The sequence below is a fragment of the Peribacillus sp. V2I11 genome (assembly GCF_030817135.1).
Taxonomy (GTDB): domain Bacteria; phylum Bacillota; class Bacilli; order Bacillales; family DSM-1321; genus Peribacillus; species Peribacillus simplex.
This window is the reverse complement of the sequence record NZ_JAUSYW010000001.1, coordinates 3386643-3410537: the sequence shown is the minus strand read 5'-3', so window position 1 is coordinate 3410537 and position 23895 is coordinate 3386643. Positions and strand designations below refer to the sequence as shown.

19 protein-coding genes and 1 riboswitch are annotated in these 23895 nt (G+C 38.7%); of the genes, 7 read left to right on the top strand and 12 right to left on the bottom strand.

Going from position 1 to position 23895, the window contains the following annotated elements; genetic code table 11:
• Nucleotides 1-80: 80 nt before the first annotated feature.
• Entirely contained in the window at nucleotides 81-1280 is a 1200-nt protein-coding gene (locus QFZ73_RS16650) for a phosphoglycerate dehydrogenase (RefSeq protein WP_307268339.1), read from the bottom strand.
• A gap of 137 nt (nucleotides 1281-1417) precedes the next feature.
• Nucleotides 1418-1496: riboswitch (ZMP/ZTP riboswitch) on the bottom strand.
• A 393-nt stretch (nucleotides 1497-1889) separates the two neighbouring features.
• On the opposite strand from QFZ73_RS16650, the gene QFZ73_RS16645 reads away from it, so the two are divergent.
• On the top strand, nucleotides 1890-2405 hold the full coding sequence (locus QFZ73_RS16645) for a GNAT family N-acetyltransferase (RefSeq protein ID WP_307268336.1): 516 nt from the start codon (nucleotides 1890-1892) through the stop codon (nucleotides 2403-2405).
• An 82-nt stretch (nucleotides 2406-2487) separates the two neighbouring features.
• On the opposite strand, the gene QFZ73_RS16640 is transcribed toward QFZ73_RS16645, so the two are convergent.
• From QFZ73_RS16640 to QFZ73_RS16625, 4 genes are all read right to left on the bottom strand, one after another.
• Nucleotides 2488-2904, bottom strand: a complete 417-nt coding sequence (locus tag QFZ73_RS16640) for a VOC family protein (protein ID WP_251437166.1) — start codon at nucleotides 2902-2904, stop codon at nucleotides 2488-2490.
• A 107-nt stretch (nucleotides 2905-3011) separates the two neighbouring features.
• The gene (locus QFZ73_RS16635) at nucleotides 3012-3503 is read right to left on the bottom strand and encodes a PTS sugar transporter subunit IIA (protein WP_251437165.1); all 492 of its coding nucleotides are present in this window, start codon (nucleotides 3501-3503) and stop codon (nucleotides 3012-3014) included.
• A gap of 88 nt (nucleotides 3504-3591) precedes the next feature.
• Nucleotides 3592-3981, bottom strand: a complete 390-nt coding sequence (locus QFZ73_RS16630; protein ID WP_307268328.1) for an iron chaperone — start codon at nucleotides 3979-3981, stop codon at nucleotides 3592-3594.
• A 102-nt stretch (nucleotides 3982-4083) separates the two neighbouring features.
• Nucleotides 4084-4731 carry an alpha/beta hydrolase gene (locus QFZ73_RS16625; RefSeq protein WP_307268325.1) on the bottom strand — a complete coding sequence of 216 codons (648 nt, stop codon included), beginning with the start codon at nucleotides 4729-4731 and terminating at the stop codon, nucleotides 4084-4086.
• Nucleotides 4732-4930: 199 nt separating this feature from the next.
• On the opposite strand from QFZ73_RS16625, the gene blaOXA reads away from it, so the two are divergent.
• From blaOXA to QFZ73_RS16595, 6 genes are all read left to right on the top strand, one after another.
• Nucleotides 4931-5722, top strand: a complete 792-nt coding sequence (gene blaOXA, locus QFZ73_RS16620; RefSeq protein WP_251437161.1) for a class D beta-lactamase — start codon at nucleotides 4931-4933, stop codon at nucleotides 5720-5722.
• Nucleotides 5723-6125: 403 nt separating this feature from the next.
• Nucleotides 6126-7886: a cache domain-containing sensor histidine kinase gene (locus QFZ73_RS16615; protein WP_307268322.1), complete on the top strand. Its 1761-nt coding sequence runs from the start codon at nucleotides 6126-6128 to the stop codon at nucleotides 7884-7886.
• A gap of 60 nt (nucleotides 7887-7946) precedes the next feature.
• On the top strand, nucleotides 7947-9119 hold the full coding sequence (locus QFZ73_RS16610) for a response regulator transcription factor (RefSeq protein WP_307268319.1): 1173 nt from the start codon (nucleotides 7947-7949) through the stop codon (nucleotides 9117-9119).
• A 38-nt stretch (nucleotides 9120-9157) separates the two neighbouring features.
• The gene (locus tag QFZ73_RS16605) at nucleotides 9158-10435 is read left to right on the top strand and encodes an ABC transporter substrate-binding protein (RefSeq protein ID WP_307268316.1); all 1278 of its coding nucleotides are present in this window, start codon (nucleotides 9158-9160) and stop codon (nucleotides 10433-10435) included.
• Between the two features lie 236 nt (nucleotides 10436-10671).
• Nucleotides 10672-12138: a glycoside hydrolase family 68 protein gene (locus tag QFZ73_RS16600; protein WP_307268314.1), complete on the top strand. Its 1467-nt coding sequence runs from the start codon at nucleotides 10672-10674 to the stop codon at nucleotides 12136-12138.
• Between the two features lie 182 nt (nucleotides 12139-12320).
• Nucleotides 12321-13823, top strand: coding sequence for a glycoside hydrolase family 32 protein (locus tag QFZ73_RS16595; protein WP_307272843.1), 1503 nt, complete (start codon nucleotides 12321-12323; stop codon nucleotides 13821-13823).
• Between the two features lie 494 nt (nucleotides 13824-14317).
• Here QFZ73_RS16595 and QFZ73_RS16590 read toward each other — a convergent pair whose 3' ends face one another.
• The 7 genes from QFZ73_RS16590 to QFZ73_RS16560 all read right to left on the bottom strand — a co-directional run bounded on the left by QFZ73_RS16590 (nucleotide 14318) and on the right by QFZ73_RS16560 (nucleotide 23715).
• Nucleotides 14318-16075: a SulP family inorganic anion transporter gene (locus QFZ73_RS16590; RefSeq protein ID WP_307268309.1), complete on the bottom strand. Its 1758-nt coding sequence runs from the start codon at nucleotides 16073-16075 to the stop codon at nucleotides 14318-14320.
• 1 nt (nucleotide 16076) lies between these two features.
• Complete coding sequence (locus QFZ73_RS16585) at nucleotides 16077-16685, bottom strand: beta-class carbonic anhydrase (RefSeq protein WP_307268306.1); 609 nt, start codon at nucleotides 16683-16685, stop codon at nucleotides 16077-16079.
• A 341-nt stretch (nucleotides 16686-17026) separates the two neighbouring features.
• A complete protein-coding gene (locus tag QFZ73_RS16580; RefSeq protein WP_307268303.1) occupies nucleotides 17027-17761 on the bottom strand; it encodes a PepSY domain-containing protein in 735 nt (244 codons plus the stop codon).
• A 28-nt stretch (nucleotides 17762-17789) separates the two neighbouring features.
• Nucleotides 17790-19133 (bottom strand): sensor histidine kinase, encoded by a 1344-nt coding sequence (locus tag QFZ73_RS16575; protein ID WP_307268298.1) that lies wholly within the window; start codon nucleotides 19131-19133, stop codon nucleotides 17790-17792.
• A complete protein-coding gene (locus QFZ73_RS16570; RefSeq protein ID WP_251437144.1) occupies nucleotides 19130-19831 on the bottom strand; it encodes a response regulator transcription factor in 702 nt (233 codons plus the stop codon). Before QFZ73_RS16570 ends, QFZ73_RS16575 begins: the two co-directional genes overlap by 4 nt.
• A 355-nt stretch (nucleotides 19832-20186) precedes the next feature.
• Nucleotides 20187-22802: a phosphoenolpyruvate synthase gene (gene ppsA / locus QFZ73_RS16565; RefSeq protein ID WP_307268294.1), complete on the bottom strand. Its 2616-nt coding sequence runs from the start codon at nucleotides 22800-22802 to the stop codon at nucleotides 20187-20189.
• Between the two features lie 415 nt (nucleotides 22803-23217).
• A complete protein-coding gene (locus tag QFZ73_RS16560; RefSeq protein ID WP_307268292.1) occupies nucleotides 23218-23715 on the bottom strand; it encodes an SRPBCC family protein in 498 nt (165 codons plus the stop codon).
• Between the last annotated feature and the right edge of the window lie 180 nt (nucleotides 23716-23895).

Genomic DNA, 23895 nt, shown 5'->3' with positions numbered 1-23895 from the left:
TGTTCAAAAACCTAAAAAAAGCCCCAACTCCTTAAAAGGATTGAGGCTTTCAGTATTTATCATCTTTCTTCCGGTTCCAATTAGATGAGGCGAGTTGTAACGATGCCTTCGATTTGTTTGATTTTTTCTTCCAAGCCAGGAATGATATCGCCGTTTACTTCACCTTCAATGTCGATGATCGTATATGCATATCCCCCACGGCTTCTGTTAACCATGTCAGCGATGTTCAGATTAAAGCTTGATACAGCCAGTGTGATTTGCCCAACCATGTTCGGAACGTTTTCGTGGAAAGTTGCCACACGACGGTTTCCTGTATAAGGAAGGGAAGTATTAGGGAAATTCACAGAGTTCTTGATGTTCCCTGTTTCTAAAAAGGTCTTCAACTGACGAGCAGCCATGATGGCACAGTTTTCCTCTGATTCTAGCGTAGAGGCACCAAGATGCGGAATTGGAACGACATTTTTCATTTTCAACACGTTTTCATTCGGGAAGTCTGTAATGAACTTGCCTACTTTTCCGCTTTCAAGTGCAGCTTGCATATCATTTTCATTCACAAGCTCGCCGCGTGAGAAATTCAAGATATGAACGCCCGGCTTCATGATGCTGAACGTTTCTTGGTTAAACATTCCTCTTGTGTCGTCTGTTAATGGAACGTGTACGGTAATATAATCAGATTCTGCAAACAATTCTTCAATCGTCATGGCGCGCTGTACATTGCGGGACAAATTCCAAGCTGTATCAACAGAGATGAACGGGTCAAACCCAATGACATCCATGTCCAAATCCAGGGCATCATTCGCTACAAGTGCACCGATCGCTCCCAAACCGATTACGCCAAGAGTTTTTCCCTTGATTTCTTTACCAACGAATTGTTTCTTTCCTGCTTCAACAAGCTTTGGAATTTGTTCTCCTTCGCCTTCCAGCGTCTTTGTCCAGGCCACACCGGCAAACAGGTTACGAGATGAAGCCATTAATGACGTCAGCACCATTTCCTTTACAGCGTTTGCGTTAGCTCCAGGTGTATTGAAAACGACAATTCCTTGCTCTGTGCACTTTTCGACCGGAATATTATTGACTCCTGCACCTGCCCTTGCAATTGCTTTTAACTGATCGCCGAATTCCATAGTATGCATGTTAAAGCTGCGAAGAACGATCGCATCAGGGTTTTCACTGTCATTGTCGACTTTAAAATCGCCTTTGTTGAATACATTTAGCCCGCTTTCGGCAATATTATTTAACGCTTTGATCGTTTTGACTTTTTCTAAAAGTAGTGTGCTCATTTTGTTTGCTCCTCTTTTGATTATGATAGTTTTGAAATTTCAAAATACTGACAAGATTTTTAAGCCCATGAAAATCTGCATACTTTAAACCTTCACTATCTGTTAATATACAGAAAGAGGCAAGGGATAAAATCCCTTACCTCTGCCCAGGCGAACGGCTACGACACTATGTGTTCCCTCACGGTTATCCGTGTTTCGCCAGTTGCACATAGTCTTTTCATTTATTTTATTCTATCAAATTATTCAGCAATCTTCAATATCATTTTAAAGGTTTATCTCTTTTTTTGCAGAATTCACAACTCACCATGGTTGCGAAACTTACAGTTTTATCTCCGAAAATAGGAATATATCGACGAAAACTATAGTTTTATCTCCGAAACATGGCTGTTTCAATCGGAATAAATTTCCAGAATATATTCTGTGACATACATGTTAAAATTCTGGATCTTTCATTCTTTAATGAATGGCTTACATATAATTTCCAAGGTGTTTTTTATCTAGTTTATTTTCCAAGAATTAATGGATGATTATTTCGGGCCAATTAGTTGCGAAATGGATAATATTAGTAAAAAACAAGGAGTATAGCAAACTTAAAAAGGAGGAACTAATATGCTAATTAGGGAGGCAACGGTTGCAGATGCGGAAGGGATAGCAATAGTCCATGTGGATTGCTGGCGATCTACATATAAAGATATAATGCCGATGGATTTTTTAGATAATCTGTCTTATGAGAAGAGGACAGAATTATGGAAAAAGAATATATCCGGTGAAGGAAATTATATTTATGTTGCAGAAAATAACGAGGGAGAAATAGCAGGATTTATAAGTGGCGGTAAAAGGGAAAAAAATCAAGTTGAGGATTCTGGTGATTTAACTGCGATATATATCCTCGAAAATTTTCAAAGAATGGGGATAGGTAAGAAACTCATCAAAGAATTATTCTTTAAATTCGAAGAACTGGGATTTAAGACAATTTTCGTAGAGGTGCTTGAGGATAATGATTCTCGATACTTCTATGAGGCATTTGGTGCTGAATTGCTTAAAACCGAAAAAATCAAAATGGCTGATGCTGAATTGAAACTATTGGTTTATGAGTGGAAAGACATTAGCCCAGTATTGTCATGAATGAACTTCAGGTAAGATCGCTAACTTAACACTTCAAAAGCAAGGCACAATCCTTCGTGAAGGATTGTGCCTTGCTTTTGATTTAATTTTGATTGAATCCGCTTTCGTCCATGTAAAATACTTCCCAAGAATGTCCGTCGATATCCAGAAAACTCCAACCGTACATGAAACCATGATCAATGGCTTCATTAAAAGGCTTTCCGCCAACATCCAGTGCCCTATTCACGATCTCATCGACTTCTTCCTTACTTTTAACGGACAGGGCGACGATGGCTTCCGTACTCGATGCAGAATCCGGGATCTCCTTCTTGGTAAACGTTTTAAAGTAATCTTCCACCAATAACATGACATATATGGACTCGCTGATAACCATGCATGTCGCATTTTCATTGGTCATTTGCTCGTTAAATTCAAAGCCGACCTTTGTGAAAAATTCCACTGAGGCATCCAAATCTTTAACAGGCAAGTTTACAAAGATCTTTTCTGCTTGAACTCCCATCCACTTCACCCTCGCTTGATTTATTTGTTCACTCACCTACTATTCGCTGCATTTTTCGATTATCCTGCTTGCAGCAAAAAAGGAGTGTCACCATGGAATCTTTCTTTTTACTTCAAATAAACACTCATTATCTCCGTTACATTAATATTTGCTTGGGTACTATTTGTTTTTTCCAGTTTTTCAACTAGCTCGCCATTCGTGACAACGATCGGAGTTACGATGCTTGGGGCTTTGGATTTTAGAAAATCGATATCAAATGTAACAAGCTTGTCTCCTGCTTTTACACTTTGCCCTTCTGCGACATGGACTTCAAATCCCTCACCTTCAAGGTTAACCGTTTCTAATCCAATATGAATCAACAATTCTATGCCATGCTTTGTGCGGAGGCCTAGAGCATGTTTAGTATGAAAAACCTGGATTACTTCTGCATCGATTGGAGATACGACCAACCCCTCCTCAGGAAGAATCGCTATTCCGTCCCCCATCATTTTACCGGAAAACACCGGATCCGGAACATCTTCAATATTTATTACTTGTCCATTTATAGGAGCCAGCAGTTGTTCCACACTTTCTTTTTTACTGAATAATTTTTTGAACATGATAATTCCACCCTTCTCTTTCGGTCTTGAATCCTTACATCTCACAAAGAAACGTTGAATATTTCGTTAATTCTGATAATAATTGGTTTTATTTTTTCGTTTTTGATTTACCTTCTGCTTTCTTTTTTTTGTTCTCATCCACTCTAAATATAACAATCTCGGTTATTAATTCATAAGGAATTGGCTTGTTTAGTGGAAACTGAACGGCCCCTTTTGAACAATTATATTCAGATAAAGCAGATTCAAACGCAGAGATCGCGCTAGGAGTTGGATAGAATCCTATATGTTTTTTATAGGCAGCGAAATGTACCAGATTTCCAAATAAAACAAAGGTAGGCATTTGATAGCTGATCTTTTCTTCTGCATCCGGAGCTGCATCCTTTATGACTTTTCTTAACGTTTTTAATATCTCCTGAACTTCTTCGGGAAATTGTAAAATATATTCATCAATCGAATGAAATGTATGGGTCCCCTCCATCATTTCTCCTTTCATCAATCCAAACTACAATACACTTATTATAACATTTCCCTCCCCCACCAACCCGAGCACCCGTCAGTTCGCTAACCTATATTAAGAGAGTCATTTTTTTAAGAACCCTTCCATTCTATTCATTACACCTTCTAGCATGGTTATCGACCTCGAAGTATTCAAAGGCTCAATATCCAAGGAATGGTTGGCATGCAGGATTTTATCCATGCTTATGTTCGTTTTACTTTCAATCCTTTCAATTTTACCTGGAACATAATAATGATGATCTTTTTCTCCTATAACTATATGTGCTGAATGATTGCTGCTCAATAACCCTTCAAAAATCGAATCGAACTTCAATAGCGGCGTGAGCAATATCATTTTGGCATTCATAAACCGCTCACTTTTCATGATTCCGTTGATGATGGGTATGGTACCAAGTGATTTGCCTAGAAACACTGTTCCTTGATATTCATGATTTTGAAGTACTTCCGTAATGACGGGATTCATATCATTAACGATCACTTTTGTGATATCTACCAATGGATGCTTGAAAATATCCTGGTCGTAAGCGTAATGAATATGCACGACATCATACTGATTTTGAAGCATCATCATCGTCGAATAATAGAATAACGGCTTCTCATACGTGTACCCCGCACCTGAAAACATAAAACAAATGGCTGGACTTCCGTTTTCAATATGTGTGTATGTAATTTCTTTTTCATTACTATTTATTGTTTTTTGGTTAACCTTCATGATAGATTCCTCCCATTCTATCGTTTGCTCTATATATTCATTAGCTACCCGCTGTATTCCTCCTTGATCGATACTATCTAAACAGAATCCAAGAATAAGGTTTCGTTTTTCATTTGGAATAGGTATACTTTAGCTATCAACCTATTTTATGGAAATTACTCTGTTAATCGATCAATCCAGCCCTGAAGGAGAGTGTGTAATGAAAATCAAAGTGTTATGTTTCATTCTTGTCCTGCTAGTCACTGGTTCCATGAGTACGATTCATGCAAGTGCCAACGATCAAAAGGTGAAAGAACTGGATATCGGGGAGTCTTTCGATGGTGCGGAAGGTACGATGGTACTTCAAAACTTAAAAAATGATAAAATGTTTATCTATAACAAACAGAGAAGTAAGGTACGCTACACTCCAGAATCGACATTCAAAGTCGCGAATGCATTAATCGGCTTACAGACAAAAGCGGTGAGCGATGAATATGAAGTGAAGCGCTGGGATGGCGTAATCAGGGAATTTGAAGATTGGAACAGAGATCATACACTGGCTTCAGCCATGAGGCATTCTGTGATCTGGTATTATCAAGCAATGGCCCGCGATATCGGGGCGGAAAACATGCAGCAATATGTGAACCTGCTCGATTACGGCAATCATGATATCTCCGGCGGGATCGATCAGTTCTGGCTCGATAGCAGCATAAAGATTTCTGCCCGGGAACAAGTCCAATTCATCGAAAACCTTGTAGAGGAAAAACTGCCTATCGATAAGCAGCATATGAGAACCGTAAAGAGAATCATGATCAATGAAGAAGCAGACTCATATGTGCTCCATGGAAAAACCGGTACACGCCTTTCCGATATGGGATTGGGCTGGTATGTGGGTTACATCGAAACGGACAAAGGCAAATGGGCCTTCGCCACCAACTTGGATGGCAGCGGAAGCAAAGCCAAAACGATTACGCTTGATGCCCTGAAAGGGTTGGATATCATAAAAGAATAAGATTTCACGCATGCTCTCAATCTTGGGCATGCGTTTTGCTTTGTCATAAAGGTATCTGAAACTTCACCTGATTTGTCAGCACACCCATTCAAAACTCTTCTAGACAAGCTCCTAATCATTTATACTCTTCCTTTCTTCTAACTTTGAAAAATGATAAATTATGAGTATTTCGTTTTTTAATATCAATTGTTATTTGATGCATGTCCTCAATGTGCATCACGTGTATGCCTTGTTGACGATATGTATTTATTTGATATAGTTTTAAAATAGTAATTCAAGACTGACTAAATAAAGTAAAAGTACTGCATCATCATAAAATGGAGCTAAGGATTATTTGTTTGTAACGTTTATATTAACTTTGCATGAAATAAAAAATGGGCCTTTAGCGAAAGGGGCACCTTCTGTGAAAACCATTCAAAGTCGCTTATTGTTAATGTTACTTCTTTTTATCATCTTACCGTATTTTCTATCAGTGTTTCTGATCTACAGCTATACAAAAAATAGCGTGGAGAGACATGAGCTTGAAAATAGCCAAGAACAACTTCAGAAAAACGCTGAAGAACTGGAGCAATACTTTGATGACATGATTAATCTTCCATATGTATTATATCGAAATCCCGATTTATTCCGGATTTTTAAAAATGGTTTTGAAGACTCGATATATTTTAACCCGATTGCGATGGAAAAAAGTATAGAAACCTTTTATCTGATGCGAAACGAAATCCGTCAAGTACGGTTTTATATTGATAAGGATAAAGAATCGTTTACAGTTTATAATGCGACGGTCAGTGCCCGGAAACCTCAACCCGATTTATTAAATGAGGATCCGATAAAACAATTTTATAGCTCTAACTCTAATTACATGATTGAGCCGCCACATCAAATTCAAAATTACAATGACACAGCGATCATTCCCCAGTCGGACGACACAATGGTGATGACTTTTCACCATAAAATAGTCGATGTGCCTTCAAACGAATATCTCGGAATAATTACAATTGATATAGATTTAGATGCCTATGCCCGTATATGTAACAGCCTTGTTCAAAAGGATGAAGAATCTGTATTACTTATGGATTCGCATAATAATGTCATGTATGCAGATGATCGGTCCCTTATAGGTACATCCGTTACTCCTGATTATAAAAAGCAGATTACGGGTGAAGAAATTATCTTAACCAAAACATTATCTGGAACACTAAATCATTGGAAATTAGTTAAGATAACCCCTAATCATGTATTATTCGATGATGTCCGGAAGACTGCCTATACAAATATAATTGTTGGACTGATAGTTGGCTTGTTAGGGCTATTAATGATTGGTATTATTTCATACAGAATTACTCGTCCCATTAAACTTCTTAGCAAGAAAGTGAGAACAATAAAAGGTGGAAATATGGATGTCCCCTTTGATGATGGAAGAAAAGACGAAATTGGTGAGCTTGAAAAACATATGATGGATATGATGAACCGAATCAATCTACACATTGAAAGAGAATATAAACTCGAAATAGAAAATAGGAAAAACCAATTCAGAGCATTAAAATCTCAGGTTAATCCGCATTTCTTATTTAATTCGTTACAATCTATCGGTGCAGTTGCCCTAAGATCTAATTCTCCAAAAGTCTACCAATTATTGACATCACTTTCTAAAATGATGCGCTACTCCATCAAGGCGAATCAATGGGTGTTGGTTCGAGATGAAGTGAATTATATAGAAGCATACCTAACCCTTCAAATGGAGCGTTTTGGAAACAATTTGAACTATTCCATTCAAATGAGCGAGACGATTCTTGATATGACGATTCCAAGTATGATTCTTCAGCCTCTCGTTGAAAACTTCTTTAAACACAGTTATGAAGAAGGTTTCTATCATGCTCATTTAACTGTTTATGGAGAAATGCAAGGAGAACTTTTACACCTCATCGTTGAAAATACTGGCCCTAGTTTGACACAGGCGGAGCTTCAAATATTAAGGGAAAATATATATGCGTCCCCCCATGAAAGCACATATTCACATAATCATATCGGTCTGAAAAATATTCATGACCGTTTAGTTCTAAATTATGGATCAAAAGCAGGCCTGGAAGTGGATACGTATCAAGGACAAGGATTTTCCGTTAAAATAGTGATTCCACTAGAATTCCCGCTTGCTAATGAATAGATTGCTTCGTGCTATTCAAAAACCGACCCTTTTACTCATTCATATAAGGAGATGAAATCTGTGAAAACTTTAATTGTCGATGATGAGTTCAATGTACGTGACGTAATACGCCATTTGGGGCAGTGGGAAAAATACGGTATCACCCATCTATTAGAAGCAAGTAATGGCGATGATGCAAAAAGAATGATAGAGAAGGAAAGTCCGGAAATCATCTTTACAGACGTGAAAATGCCTGGAATGAGCGGTATAGAACTAATCGAGTGGCTAGATTCCATTTCTTATCCTGGTAAAGTGATTTTAATTTCGGGTTATGACGACTATTCATTTATGCGTAAAGCCATTCAGTTTAGCAGCTTCGATTATTTGTTGAAACCGATTGAAGCTGATGCATTTAACAAAACATTGGAAGAAGCCGTTAAATCATGGGCGAATGAAGAGGAAGTTCGTGCTAATAATGATACCGGTGTATATGAAGATGTTAAAAGGTTTCGGAGTAATCAATTAGTTACTGCCGCTTGTATGGGGGAACACTTCGACAAAAACGATATTGAGTCATATGTTCCAAAAGCAGAAGGATACAACCTTACACTAATTTCCTTTTATCAAATGCACCATCCTGCCCCCTACATTCAGTTACTTGCTGACGAACTTGTTGAGCGGAAAATCGGAAATGTATTTGCGCTTCAGAATGATCATAATCTTTGTCTGGTGATCACCATTCCTGACCATTGGTTATCCGTTGAAGAATGGATCAGTCATCAATTTGATATTCCTGTTCGCCTTGTTTGTGGCGAGCCCTTGGAATCATTAGGGGATATCCACAATTCCTTTAAGTCATTACAAAAAGCAATGAACAATCAAAACTTCAGATCCATCCACCGTTTGGATGACTTGGATGTTGCACGTCGCATAGAGGACATCGTTTCATATGTTGAAAAATATTACATGGAAGAATTGAGTTTAGAAAAACTATCGAATGTATTCTTCTTAAGTCGCGAACATATCTCAAGAAAGTTCAAACAAAAAACCGGAATGCTCCTGTCCAAATACATCACTAAACTAAGAACTGACCAAGCAAAACGTTGGTTAAGAGAAACCGAAAAAAGTATTTACTCCATCTCTTTAATGCTCGGCTATCAGGATGAGAAATACTTTTCAAAACTATTCAAAAAAGTGGTTGGCATGACACCATTCGAATACCGAAACGGTGAAAAGAATGCAGATCGGAAGTAAATAATTCACCTTAATTAGAAAATTACAGGGGTGACATGATGAAAAAAGAGATACTGAACATATTTTTAATCGGAATATTGAGCCTATCACTTTGTGCATGTCAAACAAAGACCGAGAGCGGAACAAAAAAACCGGAAATTTCAGAGCGAAAAATCACTTTGAGCGTAAGGAATCCGAAAGTTGAAATTTCTACGCAGTTCGAACAAATGGTGATTGCTTATGAAAAAGAAAATCCAAATGTAGATATAAAGGTTCACACGGTAGGCGGGGCTATGGATAACCTTGCTGATTTGAAAGCAAAAATGGCCACTGGCAATGGTCCTGATATTTTCACCAACAACGGATACGAAAATGCCAAACAGTGGAGTGAATATTTAGAGGATCTTTCTGACCAACCCTGGGTTGAACATGCATATGAAGATGCGTTAACCCCTATGAAATTCGATGGAAAAATTCATGGGATGCCGGTTAATCTGGAAGGGTACGGATTCATCTATAATAAGGATATATTTAATAAGGAAGGAATAGATGAATTACCCAAAACGCTGACTGAATTAATAGCAGTGGCTGAAAAATTGCAAAAAGCTGGGGTTACTCCTTTTGCAACTGGATATTATGAAGAGTGGAAATTGGGTGACCATTTAATGAATGTCGGTTTTACAGAACAAGAAGATCCACCGGCTTTTATAAATGGCCTGAATGATGGAACTGAAAAAATATATAGTAATCAACAATTCAATGATCTAATCAATTTGTTGGATGTAACATTAAAGTATGGAAACAATAACCCGCTATCAACAGATTACAACATGGAAGTGAATCTATTCACTTCAAAAAGGGCAGCGATCATTCAACAAGGAAATTGGATACAGCCGATGATCGATCAACAATCACCGAATATGAACATCGGATTTATGCCAATACCAATAAATGATCAACCTAAGAAGGAAGCCTTGATGGTCGGTGTACCGAATTATTGGGTTGTAAACAAACAAACCACACCAGAAAAGAAGAAAGAAGCGAAGAGATTTTTAAATTGGATGGTTTCTTCTGAACAAGGAAAAATGTTTTTGACAGAACGCTTTAAATTCATTCCTGCTTTTACTAACATTGAAGCTGACAATTTAGGACCTCTTGCTGATGAAACAATTCAGTATTATAAAGAAGGAAAAACGTTAAACTCCAACTGGTTTAATTTCCCTGTCGGAATAAGAGAAGAGTTTGGGGCTGCCATGCAACTATATGTAGGAAACAAGCTTAATCGCGGTCAATTACTGCATGAGTTTCAGAAGTCATGGGAAAGGGCTTCAAGCTAATAAAATAGGACTTCTGTACACTTTTTGCCTCCTTTGTTGGGGCATTTTTTTATGTGTTGAAAACTACGATATCAATATAAGACTAAATTCTAATCAATATATGACATATCCATAGAATTAAGACTAACCTATAATTTTATTAGTACTTCAAATAGGCGGGACTGTTACTTCCAAAAAGTAACCGTTCCACTAGACTTTATTTTTATATACTAATAAACATTCTAGGAGGAAGGCATATGAACTTTAACAGGCTTGCCAAACAAGCAACAGTAATAACACTTAGTACAGTTATCTTATTAGGAGGCAGTCGCTCAGAAACTTTCGCGGCGGCAAAAGACCCATTAGATCACAATGAAAAGTATGGCACTTCACAAATCACTCGTTACGACATGCAAAAAATGATTAATCAACAAGGCAATGCAAAGTTTACAGTTCCCAAGTTTGACGAATCAACAATAAAAAACATTCCCTCAGCAAAAAAGTATGACAAATCAGGTAATTTAATCGATATGGATGTATGGGATACTTGGCCATTACAAAACGCTGATGGTACAGTGGCAGAATATAAGGGCTATCATATCGTTTTTGGTTTAGCTGGAGACCCCAAAAATGGTAGTGATACATTCATTTACTTGTTCTACAAAAAAGTTGGGGAAACATCCATTGATGCTTGGAAAAATGCTGGCAGAGTATTTGATGATAATGATAAAAATGTTCCAAATGATCCCTATTTAAAAAATCAAGCAGAAGAGTGGTCCGGTTCTGCAACCTTCACGTCTGATGGTGAAGTTCGCTTATTCTATACAAATCGCGGACAGTTTTCACCAGATTCTAAACAATACGGTAAACAAACATTAACAACAGCTCAAGTCAACTTATCTGAGTCAGATGCCGATACATTGCAAGTGGATGGCGTAGAAGATTACAAATCCATCTATGAAGGCGGAGACAGCAAGTTTTATCAATCACATGATAAAGCATTCAGTGATGAGAATTTTAGTGATAATCATACATTGAGAGATCCTCACTATATTGAAGACAATGGTCATAAATACCTTGTTTTTGAAGCAAATACCGGGACTGAATTTGGTTATCAAGGAGAAGAATCCCTTTACAATAGAGCGTACTATGGCAAAAGCAATGAATTCTTCCAAGCTGAAAAGGATAAACTTCTGCAAAGCTCTAAAAAAGGTTTAGCTGAATTAGCAAATGGAGCAATTGGCATCATTGAAATAAACGATGATTATACATTAAAAAACGAAATGAAACCATTGATTGTTTCGAATACAGTAACAGATGAAATTGAACGTCCTAACATATTTGAAAAAGACGGAAAATGGTATTTGTTCACAAGTACAAGAGGATCAAAAATGACCATTGATGGAATTGATGATAAAGATATTTACATGTTAGGCTACGTGGCAAATTCTTTAACTGGCCCATACAAACCGTTAAATAAAACCGGAATTGTCTTACATCAAGATCTTAATCCTTATGATATTACTTGGACATACGCTCACTATGCTATCCCGCAACCGAAAAGCGATAATGTAGTTATCACAAGCTACATGACAAATAGAGGTTATTTTGAAGACCATAAATCTACCTTTGCCCCAAGTTTTTCAGTTAACATTAAAGGGCCACATACAGCTGTGATAGAAGATAGTATTCAGGAACAGGGTCAACTAACGAATAACGAATAATTTAATGTTTATCATACGAAATTAATAAAAAAAGAAAATGTCTGTACAATTGGCATTTTCTTTTTTTAATTAAATAAGTTTTACATGATCTTAGGAACAAAATAGGGAAAATAAAAAGCGTGGTGATTTACTTGGACAAAATAGGTTTTAATAAGAAAGGTTTTAAGTCGTTGGTTTTATTAATGCTTGGATTGTTTACTGCCGGAATATTAGTCTATTTAGTCAAATCAACTTTACCAGTTAAGCATGAAGAGGAATCTTATCGAGCTAACTACCATTTCACTGTACCTGACAAATGGAAAAACGATCCTCAGAGGCCAATTTTCATTGATGGGGAGTACCATTACTTTTACCTCTATAATGGGGATTATCCGGATGGAAATGGAACAGAATGGCGTCATTCAACCTCAGAGGACTTGGTGCATTGGAGTGATCAAGGGATAGCCATTCCGAAATATACCAATGATAATGGAGATCCATGGTCGGGATCAGTCATTGTGGACAAGGAAAATACGGCAGGCTTTGGAAAAGATGCCCTTGTGGCAATTGTTACGCAGCCCTCCAAGAATGGCGGTAAACAGGAACAATTTCTATGGTATAGTACGGACAACGGTAAAACATTTACCTCCTACAGTGATGATCCCATCATTTCAAATCCAGGAACGAAAGATTTTAGAGATCCAAAAATCATCTGGGGTGACAATGATCATAAATGGATAATGGTCATGGCTGAAGGAACAAAAATAGGTTTTTATAAGTCTCACAACCTAAAAGATTGGCAGTATATGAGCAGTTTTGTCACGAAAAAAATAGGTATTGTAGAGTGCCCGGACCTTTATTTGTTACGGGCGGATGACGGGACTTTAAAATGGGTACTTGGTGTCAGTGCTAATGGGCAATCGAATGGTAAACCAAACACATACGCCTATTGGACTGGAAGCTTTGATGGAATGGAATTCTTCCCAGATCACAATGAACCGCAATGGTTAGATTATGGCTTCGATTGGTATGGTGGAGTTACATTTGAAGATGGGACGGAAAGCGATGAATATAATAAACGGTTTGCTCTCGCTTGGATGAATAATTGGGCCTATGCCGATAATACTCCGACCCTAAAAGAGGGCTTTAATGGAATGGATTCCGTCGTTCGCCAAATCGGGCTAAAACATGCAGGCAACAACCTATATTATTTATCTTCACAACCTATCGAAGCACTGAAAGAATTGACGAGTTCAACGGATTCTTATGAACAAATTGAAGTGAATGGTTCCAAAACTCTAGATGTAAAAGGTGATGTATATCAATTGGAGACGGATATCAATTGGTCAGACATAAACAATGTAGGCTTAAGGCTTCGGGAATCGGCAGATCAAACACGCCACATTGACGTAGGAATTTTTACAGAAGAAAACTACTCTTATGTCAATCGAGCTTTTACCGAACACCCTGACGAAAGTGATCAATATATTAAAAGCATCGCTCCATATGATGCTAGCAAGAAACATGTTCACTTAAAGATCCTCATTGATAAAACAAGTATTGAGGTGTTTGTGGATGATGGGAAGATTGCACATTCAAATTTAATATTCCCTGAATTTGATGATAAAGGAATATCCCTCTTCTCGGAAGGAGGCAAAGCGGTCTTTAATAATATTAAGATCAAACACCTCGGTTCGATTAATTGAACATCATTTATGAATGGCGATACTCTGGTTTATACTTTGACCACAATTCACCATGTCCACCCAAAACTCTTCAAATAGGAGTAATAACGAAAAGCCGGATTCAACAAGTATTGAAATCCGGCTTTTCGTTATGGCTGAGAGGCTCCCTATAAGGGGAAAACTGTTGAATCAATTACTATCCCACCGGTTTGTTGGTTAATGGTATGGATTTATGATGTTTAACGAAAGTTAACTTCAGTAAATTACCCAGTGCCATACAAAGGTACTTGCAGAAGCTACTGACCACATGTAAATGGAAGCTGTCCCTCCCTCTCCATTGTGTCTTTATGAATCTATTTGTATTTGAGTTACTTCTACTTGTAACCTTCCTGACTACTACATATCCATTTATAGCCATGGCGAATTAAGAATATAGCTGATTAAGAATAAGGGCATCTGCCAAAAGCAGATGCCTAAATATTGTTAATTGATCTATCTTTTTAGTTGTCCAGGGATCATGTTAATCCTATCTCCCGTTTTCTGTTCTGTTTTAATAACGCAGGCTTTGGAACTTGCTGCGAGAGTGCGGTACATTCAGCAAAAGAAAACTGTTTACACCCTTTACAACGGTTCTCATCCAGTTTGGATAAAGCTATATTGATGGCATCACCCGTACTGGAAAAGAACTGTTCCTCACCAACCAGTTTAATAAATCCAGTTTTTTTCAGCATTTCTTTAGGTTCCTGTTGAATCCCGGAAATCAACACTTGCAGGTTATGAAACTTGAATTGCTTCACGATGTCGGTTAGAAGTGCTTCTCCCGATGTATCAATGAATGGCACATTGCTCATTCTTAATAGGAGGACTTTTGGTTTTGAACGCATTATTTCTTCGAGTTCTTCTTGCAGCCTTTCGATCGAACCAAAGAATAAAGGTCCTTCTATCGTATATATGTTAATCTGCGGACAGCTTGAACCTTGTTGCACCATTTCCGGTTTAACTAGTTTATCAGCTGGATCTGGTAATACCTTTGATAATTTCAATGTACCGCTCATCAGTTTAACGAACGATAGAATGGCTAATAGCAATCCGATTCCGACACCTGTTGTCAGGTCAATCAATACGGTTAACACGAAGGTAACGATCAATACGGTAGAGTCCATGGTTTTTGCTTTTAAGATATGCGAAAATTCTTTGCGTTCGCTCATGTTCCATGCGACGAACATAAGAATGGGGGCCATACTGGCCAAAGGAATGGCCGAAGCATAAGGAGCCAAACTGACTAACACCAGCAATACCACCAGCCCATGAATCACACCTGATATTGGGGAAACTGCACCGTTTTTAATATTCGTTGCGGTACGCGCGATGGCACCTGTAGCCGGGATGCCTCCAAATAAAGGCGTAATCATATTGGTCAATCCTTGCCCCATCAGCTCTTTATTGCTGTTATGTTTACTGTTGGTCATGCCGTCTGCCACTACAGCGGATAATAGTGATTCAATTCCTCCAAGCATGGCAATGACCAAAGCAGCAGGAAGGAGTTCAATCACTAGGCCGCCAGTGATATGGGGAAACTGAAAATGGGGCAATGCATTAGGAATGGCGCCATATGCCGATCCTATGGTCGCTACCTGACCTGGAAAGAATACGCTGGCGACTAGGGTTGATACAATCAATCCCAGCAGTGCCCCAGGGATTTTCGGTAAATATTTTGGAGTTAATATGACGAGAGTTAAACTTATGCTAGCTACCAGTACACTATAGAAATTCACTGTATTGAAATTCAATAAGATTTCTTTCATATTTAAAAGAAAGACTTCTTCTTTTTTTAAGTTACTGAGTCCAAAGAAATTCGCAATCTGGCCAGAGAAGATAATCACAGCAATTCCAGCAGTAAAGCCGATGGTGACCGGACGCGGAATAAACTTGATGAATCTTCCCAGTTTGAAGACACCCATAAGAAAAATCATGATACCTGCCAGGAAACCTGCGATTAACAGTTTTTCATATCCGTACTGCATGACCACACCGAACAAGACCGGGACAAAGGCCCCAGTCGGGCCTGCAATTTGATATTTCGACCCTCCAAAAAGGGAAACCATAATTCCTGCAATAATTGATGTGTACAGTCCGTATTCCGGTCTTACTCCAGAAGCAATCGCAAAAGCCATCGCTAAAGGAATCGCTACAATCCCAACTACCACCCCTGCAACCAGGTCTTTCTGAAAATGGCCTAAGTTGTATCCTTCAAGCCTGCTAGAACCCCTCATTTTATCGCTCCTTCTTTAATTGATTATGTATTTCTTCCTTGCTGACAATGTTGCTATATCCATCTATGATTCGATCCAATTTACCGGTTTCGGGATGGATGACCATACCGTGAACGGCAATGGAATCCGGTAATAATGGATGGTTTTCAATCAAACGGACACTATTCGTTACACTCTCCTCAACGCATTGAAAGCCTGACAGCCATTTTGATAAATCAATACCAGAGTTTTTAAGGATATCAATTTGCTCCTGACTGACTTTCTTCTGCTTTGCGGCATCAAGCAGTGAAGAGGATTGAAGACCCACCATACCGCATCCGTGATGTCCGATCACACACACTTCCTCCACTTTCAGCTCATAAATAGCGACAAGGATACTGCGCATAATGCTGCCAAAAGGGTGAGAAACAATAGCTCCAGCGTTTTTAATGATTTTCGCATCTCCATTTCTTAAACCCATCGCCTTTGGAAGCAATTCCAACAGTCGGGTATCCATGCATGTTATGATGACGATCTTTTTATCTGGATACTTTGTCGTTTGAAACTCTCTATATTTGTTTTGATCGACAAACGTCTTGTTATAATCCAGAATGCTAGAAATAACTGACATTACTTATTCTCCTTTCTCTTGCAAATCTGTGTTAAGGTGGTGAAATATGAAGGAAATGTTCCATGTACAATAATCCAGATGCCTTTCATCCAACCAACTTATTTGGCTCTGTTTTATCATTTGGTTCTTTATTCCATGTTAGAGGTATTAAATTAGAGTTAAATGATAGAAGGATTAGAAATTGGTGAGAATTATTACATTTCCTTCTCTTTTTTTTTGCATTTTTCTTACTTACCGAAGCAAAAAAGGGTGATGCATATTAGACATCTAATATGCATCACCCTTTTTATGATTCGTTCCACTTACGTCCAGTTTAATAGACCCTTATCAGAGCAACCGTTTTATTCAGGGCCATCATTATCATCCACTTCATCATCTTCCCATGTGATTGTTTTCACTTCTTTTGTGTAGCCGTCCACTTGGACCACTGCGTCCCGATCGTCCTCTAATTCAACTTCGACCAAATAATAAGGAGTCTGATCTGAAGGTTGATAAAATTCTGTATCGTCACCTGTTCCCTTTACATGTTTTTCCGCAATCGCAATTGCCTCTTTTTCTGTAATGATACTATCCGCTACCATTGTCGAGTCAATGATAGCTCCTGTATATGGGTCGAGTATTAATGTTATTTTTTCGTCATTCTTATTTACCACTGCTTTATAATAGGAGTTGTCTTTCTCCTGCACAAAATCAATTTGTTCCAGGTCACCTTCTGAGGAAATGCGCGACATTATTTCTTTTTGGGTCAGTTGCTTTTGGGGTATTTTTCCAGTCGTTTCTTCAGCTGCATGAACTATGGTTTCTTTTTTTATAGAACGAACTTCCCCGCTTTTCGCATCCATCCTAATTTGATATACCCCGGTTTCAAGCTGCATTTCAATCTGATATTCCTCCCCTTCACTTTTCGTTGTCTTTATAATGGTCCCAGGATATTTATCCTTTGCTGTTTGGTTCACTTCTTCTTTCGTCAAGCTTTCCGCGGATAATGATGGAGCCCGCCATTGAAATCCAACGAATAATAGCAGACCAAAAACGAGAGTTGATCCAGCTGTGATCAGCACTTTTCCATTCTTCATCGTATCCCCCATCCAACGTCATTCTGACTTAATTAAATAAAAGAGTAACGATCGTTCCCCTGCCTTCGAGACTATCCATTTCAACCCGTACATCAATTGCCTCAGCAATTTCCCTTGCCATGGAAAGCCCCAATCCTGAACCGCCTTGCTTTCGGCTTCTTGCTTTATCTACACGATAAAAGCGATCGAACACTTTCGGCAATTCAGCCTTTGGAATTCCATCCCCGCTGTCTTCGATGCGGATATATGCTTCATTACTTGTTTGTCCTATGTAGACGGAGATATGCTCGTCACTATACTTTCTTGCATTGTCTAAAAAAATAAACAAAAGCTGTTTTAACTTTTTAACGTCCGTTACCGTTTCAATTGCATCGCCACTATAAATCTCCACTGTTCGATTGTACGCATTTTTATATACTTTCGCTAACTCTGCAATGATATCGGTCAAATTGACGTTTTCTTTCTCTATATTCCATTTTTCCTGATGCTTTGCAAGCAGAAGCATTTGCTCTGTCATCTCTCTCATTCTAATCGCTTCAGAATGAATGGCCTCTATGGATTCATCGAACAAATCAGGCCGCTCCAACCCTTTTCTTTTCAAAAGGCTTGCATAGCTTTCGATGACAGTTAACGGTGTTTTTAATTCATGTGAAGCATTTGATACGAATTGCTCCTGTTTTTCGAAGTTAGCTTGAAGCAAATCGATCATGTGATTAAAGGTTTTTCCCATTTCCACAAGTTCATCTTTTGAATTTTCCTCTAGGCTAAGACGCTTAAATTGGCCGCTTGATTGAATCTCCTTCATCGTATCAATTATCGATCGGATCGGACGGGCGATGAAGTTACTAAGAATAGTGCTTGATATCAGAACAGGTATCATGGCAATGACCGTTACAGCGATTAATACGATGCGCAGAACAGCGAGCATTTCTTCGGTTGCTGCCATGCTTTTGGTGATTTGAAGATTAACTACACTTCCATCCCCCCAAACGATCGGGTTTGAAACGAATACATACTTTTTCTGATGATTAGTGATGATCGCACTCTTCTCACCAGGATAAAAGCTACTATTTCGATAGCTTAATTGTTTTTCAGAATTGGATGTCACAGCTGTTCCTTTTCGTTGACCTTCTTTTACAATACCAATCATGCCATCTATAGGCAGATAAGCTCGAAGTAAATCATTTGGTGAAATATTATTAACATTCTTACTAACATCAAATGCAATTTTCTCTGTCTCCGCTTTCGCACGATTAAGTTCGTTCACCATCATCAGATTACTGAAAACAAAATAAATGGAAACATTCATCAAAAGGAGCAGGAAAATGAATAACACCGCTGTATATAAATTTATTTTCTTCCGCAGTCTCATTTTGCTTCCTTCATGACGTAGCCAACGCCTCTTACGGTATGAATAAGCGGCGTTTCAAAGCCATATTCGAGCTTTTTGCGAACATATCGGATATACACATCCACCACGTTTGTTTCCCCATAGAAATCATACCCCCAAACCGCTTCCAGAATTTGATCCCGGTTTAGCACTTGACGCTTATTCTTCAGTAAATAAAGAAGTAAATCATACTCTTTTGGCGTTAGGTCAATTTCACTTTCACCTCTAATGACTTCGCGCGTTTTGACATTCACCTTTAAATCAGCAGTATTGAGCCACCCATCATCCTCATCTTCCATTGAAGGTGCTGCAGTCCGCATTCTTAAAACCGCACGGATTCGGGCAAGCAATTCCTCAATTTGGAAAGGTTTAGTGATGTAGTCGTTCGCGCCGAGATCAAGACCGGAAACTTTATCTTCAACCGAGCCTTTTGCAGTTAACAGAATGACTGGGGTGGAATTGTTTTTCATACGAATTTTTCGAAGCAGCTCGATCCCGCTTATGCCCGGAAGCATCACATCCAATAAGATCAAATCCCACTTTCCTGATTGATACGCTTCAAGGGCTTCATTTCCGTCCATTGCCTTTCCGATTTCGTAGCCTTCGATTTCAAGCTCTAATTCAAGCAGTCTTAAGATTTTTTCTTCGTCTTCTACAATTAGTATTGATTCTTTACTCATTTGTAAGGCCTCCTTTACGGGAATTTGTTTGTGTGGGGTGTCCCCAGTTATGTATTCTGTCAAACAAAGATACTACAGTTGGAATACTATGAAAATAGTGTATTATGACGAGTTTAATAGGATTCATTACCTGAGGCTATCGTAGGTACGTGGAAACAAGTTTTTTCGGAATGGTTCCCATCCAATAGATACGAACATGCTGAAATAGCATCACTTGAATAGAAAACTGCGAATTTACAACATTATTAAAATCCAAAATAAAAAAGCCCAATTTCCCGGTGTTGTAGGCGGGAAATTGGGCTTTGGTTACTACGTGAAAGCAGATGCTCTTCTTTTATGATTTAAATGTAATGAATTATATTATTTCGATATACCCTTCTGTTCCATGCACGCGAATTCGTTGCCCGTCTCTTATCAGTTCAGTAGCATTCTCCACCCCGACAACCGCCGGTAAGCCATATTCACGTGCGATAACTGCTCCATGGGTCATCAGTCCACCAACTTCGGTGACCAAACCTTTTATGGATACAAACAACGGTGTCCAGCTAGGGTCAGTAAAGGTGGTGACTAATATATCTCCATCTTCCAGATCAGCATCTTCCATGTTTAAGATGACACGTGCTCGTCCCTCAATAACCCCGGAAGAAACAGGCAGGCCTACAATAGCTTCGGCTGGGAGATTTTCTCGTTTGTACTCACCTGCAATGATTTCACCATCAGACGTGATAACACGTGGTGGAGTTAGTTTTTCATATAATTTGTACTCGTCTTTCCGTTTGCCGATGATCTGGTAATCTAGTTTATTTATGCGGACGACTTCGTGAAGTTCGTCAAAAGTGAGATAGTATATATCTTCTTTTTCATGAATAACGTTGGCTTGCACAAGTTGTTCGGCTTCTTTCAGCAAAGCCTGCTTATAAACGAAGTAGCGATTAACCATGCCGTATTTTGGATATTCACGATAACCGATGAAATTCCGGATTAGGTCAATCATTTTTTTTGTTTCTTTAGCTTTTTGTTGACCATCCGGTAATTGCTTCAATCGATCTAATAACTCTTGTTCTTTTTTCAAAGCTCCCTGTCGCCCTTGCTCAAATTTCCGATTGCTAGCATTAGGCTCAAAGTTTTTGATATTACCAAGAATCACAGGGACAAGTATAGTTGGTTTTTCGCTCCAACGAGTTTTAGTCATATCGATTTCTCCGGTACATCGCATTCCGTATTTGCTGAGATAATCATAGATAGCGTCTTGGGTTTCCTGTCCACCATCAAACTTAACCAGTTCATCCAAAAAGTTATCATCTTTTACATGTTGTAAATAATCAATTACTTCTGGATAAGGACGAATCACATCTGCGACATCCAATAGCGCCAGACCCATTTCCGAAGTAATATTGTTTGGTACAGATTGAGAAAGCGTATCTGCTACGTTTTTTTCACCTAACCATTCGTTCATATTTTCATTGATCCATGATGAAGCATCTATAGCAGCCATAAACACAGCTGAACTTTGTGGGTCAAATAAAATCTTCTTTAATATCTGGATATCTTCCAGGATAAAATCAAATAAATCCGATCCTGATTTCGTTTGGATGTTTTGTTTTAACTCTTCTATCGATGTTTGACTACTCTTAATCAAATCTGAAACGATTGTAGGGTCGTTTTCGATTTGTCCCCTAGAATCCGCAGACGACACTCTTTTATTGCTTTTACCGGAACTCTGTTCTTGCTTATCATTTGGTAAAGATTTTATGAAATCTCCTCGCTCTATTATGGTCATAAGTGCGTCTTTCATGAGCGGATCGTGTTGTCCCATGCCATCTAATAACATTTTTCTGCTGTCAGGTGAAGCCAGCATATGTGTGACATCAACAAACAACCTTCCACCAGCTTTACGCATGGGTGCATTAGTCGTTAACAGGAAAAAAGACAATCCCAGTGGTTTCATGGGATCGGTCATCATTTGTTGGTGACCGACAGATACATACACGTGATTCTCCTGATCATTTGCTTCAGGAATGGGATACAAAGTAGTAATTGGTCGACTCTGGACAATATAAAATGTATCATCAACCAAACACCATTCGATATCTTGTGGGTAACCAAAATAAGATTCGATTTGTCTTCCTGTGCGTGCCAGTTGTAAAATTTGCTGTTCAGTAAGTGTTTGAGTCTTTTGCTGATCGGGATCGATCTGCTGGGTCTCTGTTCCGCCTTCTTTAAGTCCATGGATAGCCAATTTTTTGGTTGCTATCCTCTTTTCGACGATTTCCCCTTCCTGTACCTTATAACAATCAGCAGATACCAAGCCAGAGACCAGTGCTTCTCCAAGTCCAAAACTGGCATCGATCGATAGCAGCTTTCGGTTCGAAGTAATCGGATCAGCGGTAAATAAAATCCCCGAAGCCTGTGGGAAAACCATCCTTTGAACGATAACGGATAAATAAACTTGTCTGTGTTCAAATCCATTTTGCATTCGGTAGATTACCGCGCGATCCGTAAATAGGGAAGCCCAGCATCTGCTGATATGCTGTAAGATCGCTTCTTTTCCGATGATATTTAAATAGGTGTCTTGTTGTCCGGCAAAAGAGGCGTGTGGTAAATCTTCAGCAGTTGCACTGGAACGCACTGCATAAGCATGTTCATCGCCAAACTGGGAGAGATAGTGAGCAACAGCCTTCACTACATCGGAAGGAATCCCTGCTTCCATAATGATTTTCCGAATCTTCCTGCTGATTTCACAAATTTGATCTCGATCCTCTACTTTAAGCAGTGTTAGTTGATCCAACAATGCGTAGAAGGCTTCGTTTTGTTCGAGGGCTTTTTGATAAGCTTCTGTCGTAACACAAAATCCATCTGGCACTTGTATTCCATGAATCTTCGATAGTTCCCCTAAATTCGACCCTTTTCCTCCGGCGAGCAAAAGTTGCGTTTTATCGATCTCCCGAAACTCCAGTACATATGGTTCCATTTCTGTCCCTCCCATTTATCGCTCAATACCAAGACGAACCATATTACAAAAATTGTTCATCTGATCAACCAATTACGCTGTCCGCTCGTTCCTGCTACTGGCGAAGTTCCATGTTCATATCAAACCCTCCTTTTAAAAAATAAAAATAGTGGTTGACTGAAAAGGATTTTATGATGTATAATTAAAATAGGGATATTTTACAGACAAACCCCTCAACAGTGTATAACTATATAAATTTACCACATTTTTTCTTTTTTATCAATGAATTTACGCGACCATAATTGTTGCAAATTCAAAGAAGAAAAACCCCTTTTTACAAGACAAATGACTCACACTAATAAATAATTACCAAGAACAATGAGAACACTGCTATTGACAGTGTTCTCATTGTTCTTTTATTCGTCATCGGCCTATATCAGTTTTCTGAAACATTCGAGAGGTAATCAGCCAGTTGAACGAAGGTTCCTGAAAAGCCCGCCTGTACCATTTCTTGTGACTCCTCGTAAGTTTTCATTTCCTCATCAGTTGGGGATACAGGTGTCCCAATCATCGTAAGCATTGTTTTACCTTCATGCTCGGTGAATGTAAAAGTATTGAGAATTTCCAATGGCCAGCTGCCGTTAAAAGGAGCACGTACGATGTTACCCTTTTCATCAGAAAAGAAAGAGGTGTAAACGAGTTTCTCCGGAGCATTTACTTCTTGATAAACAAATTTGACCCACATTACATTACCCTCTGGAGATGTCTGGCTGTAATGGAAGACACCATCTTGGCGAAGCTCAAACTTAGAAATATCAAAAGCCCATCCTTTTGGGCCCCACCAGTTCTTCAGATGTTCTGATTCGGTAAATGCCTTAAATACAAGCTCACGAGTAGCGTTGAAACTACGGGTAATTTCGGTTTTTGTAAACATTTCATTCCTCCAATTATTGTTTTTTATTTTGTAGCTCCTTCAGATAAAGTTCCAAGCTGTCGAGTTTTTCTTCCCATATTTCACGATACTGTTCCAACCAAATGGTTAATGTCTTACAAACGGCAGCCTGGAATATGAAAATATTGTTCTATACTGATGCTGCCGTTTATGGAACTATTC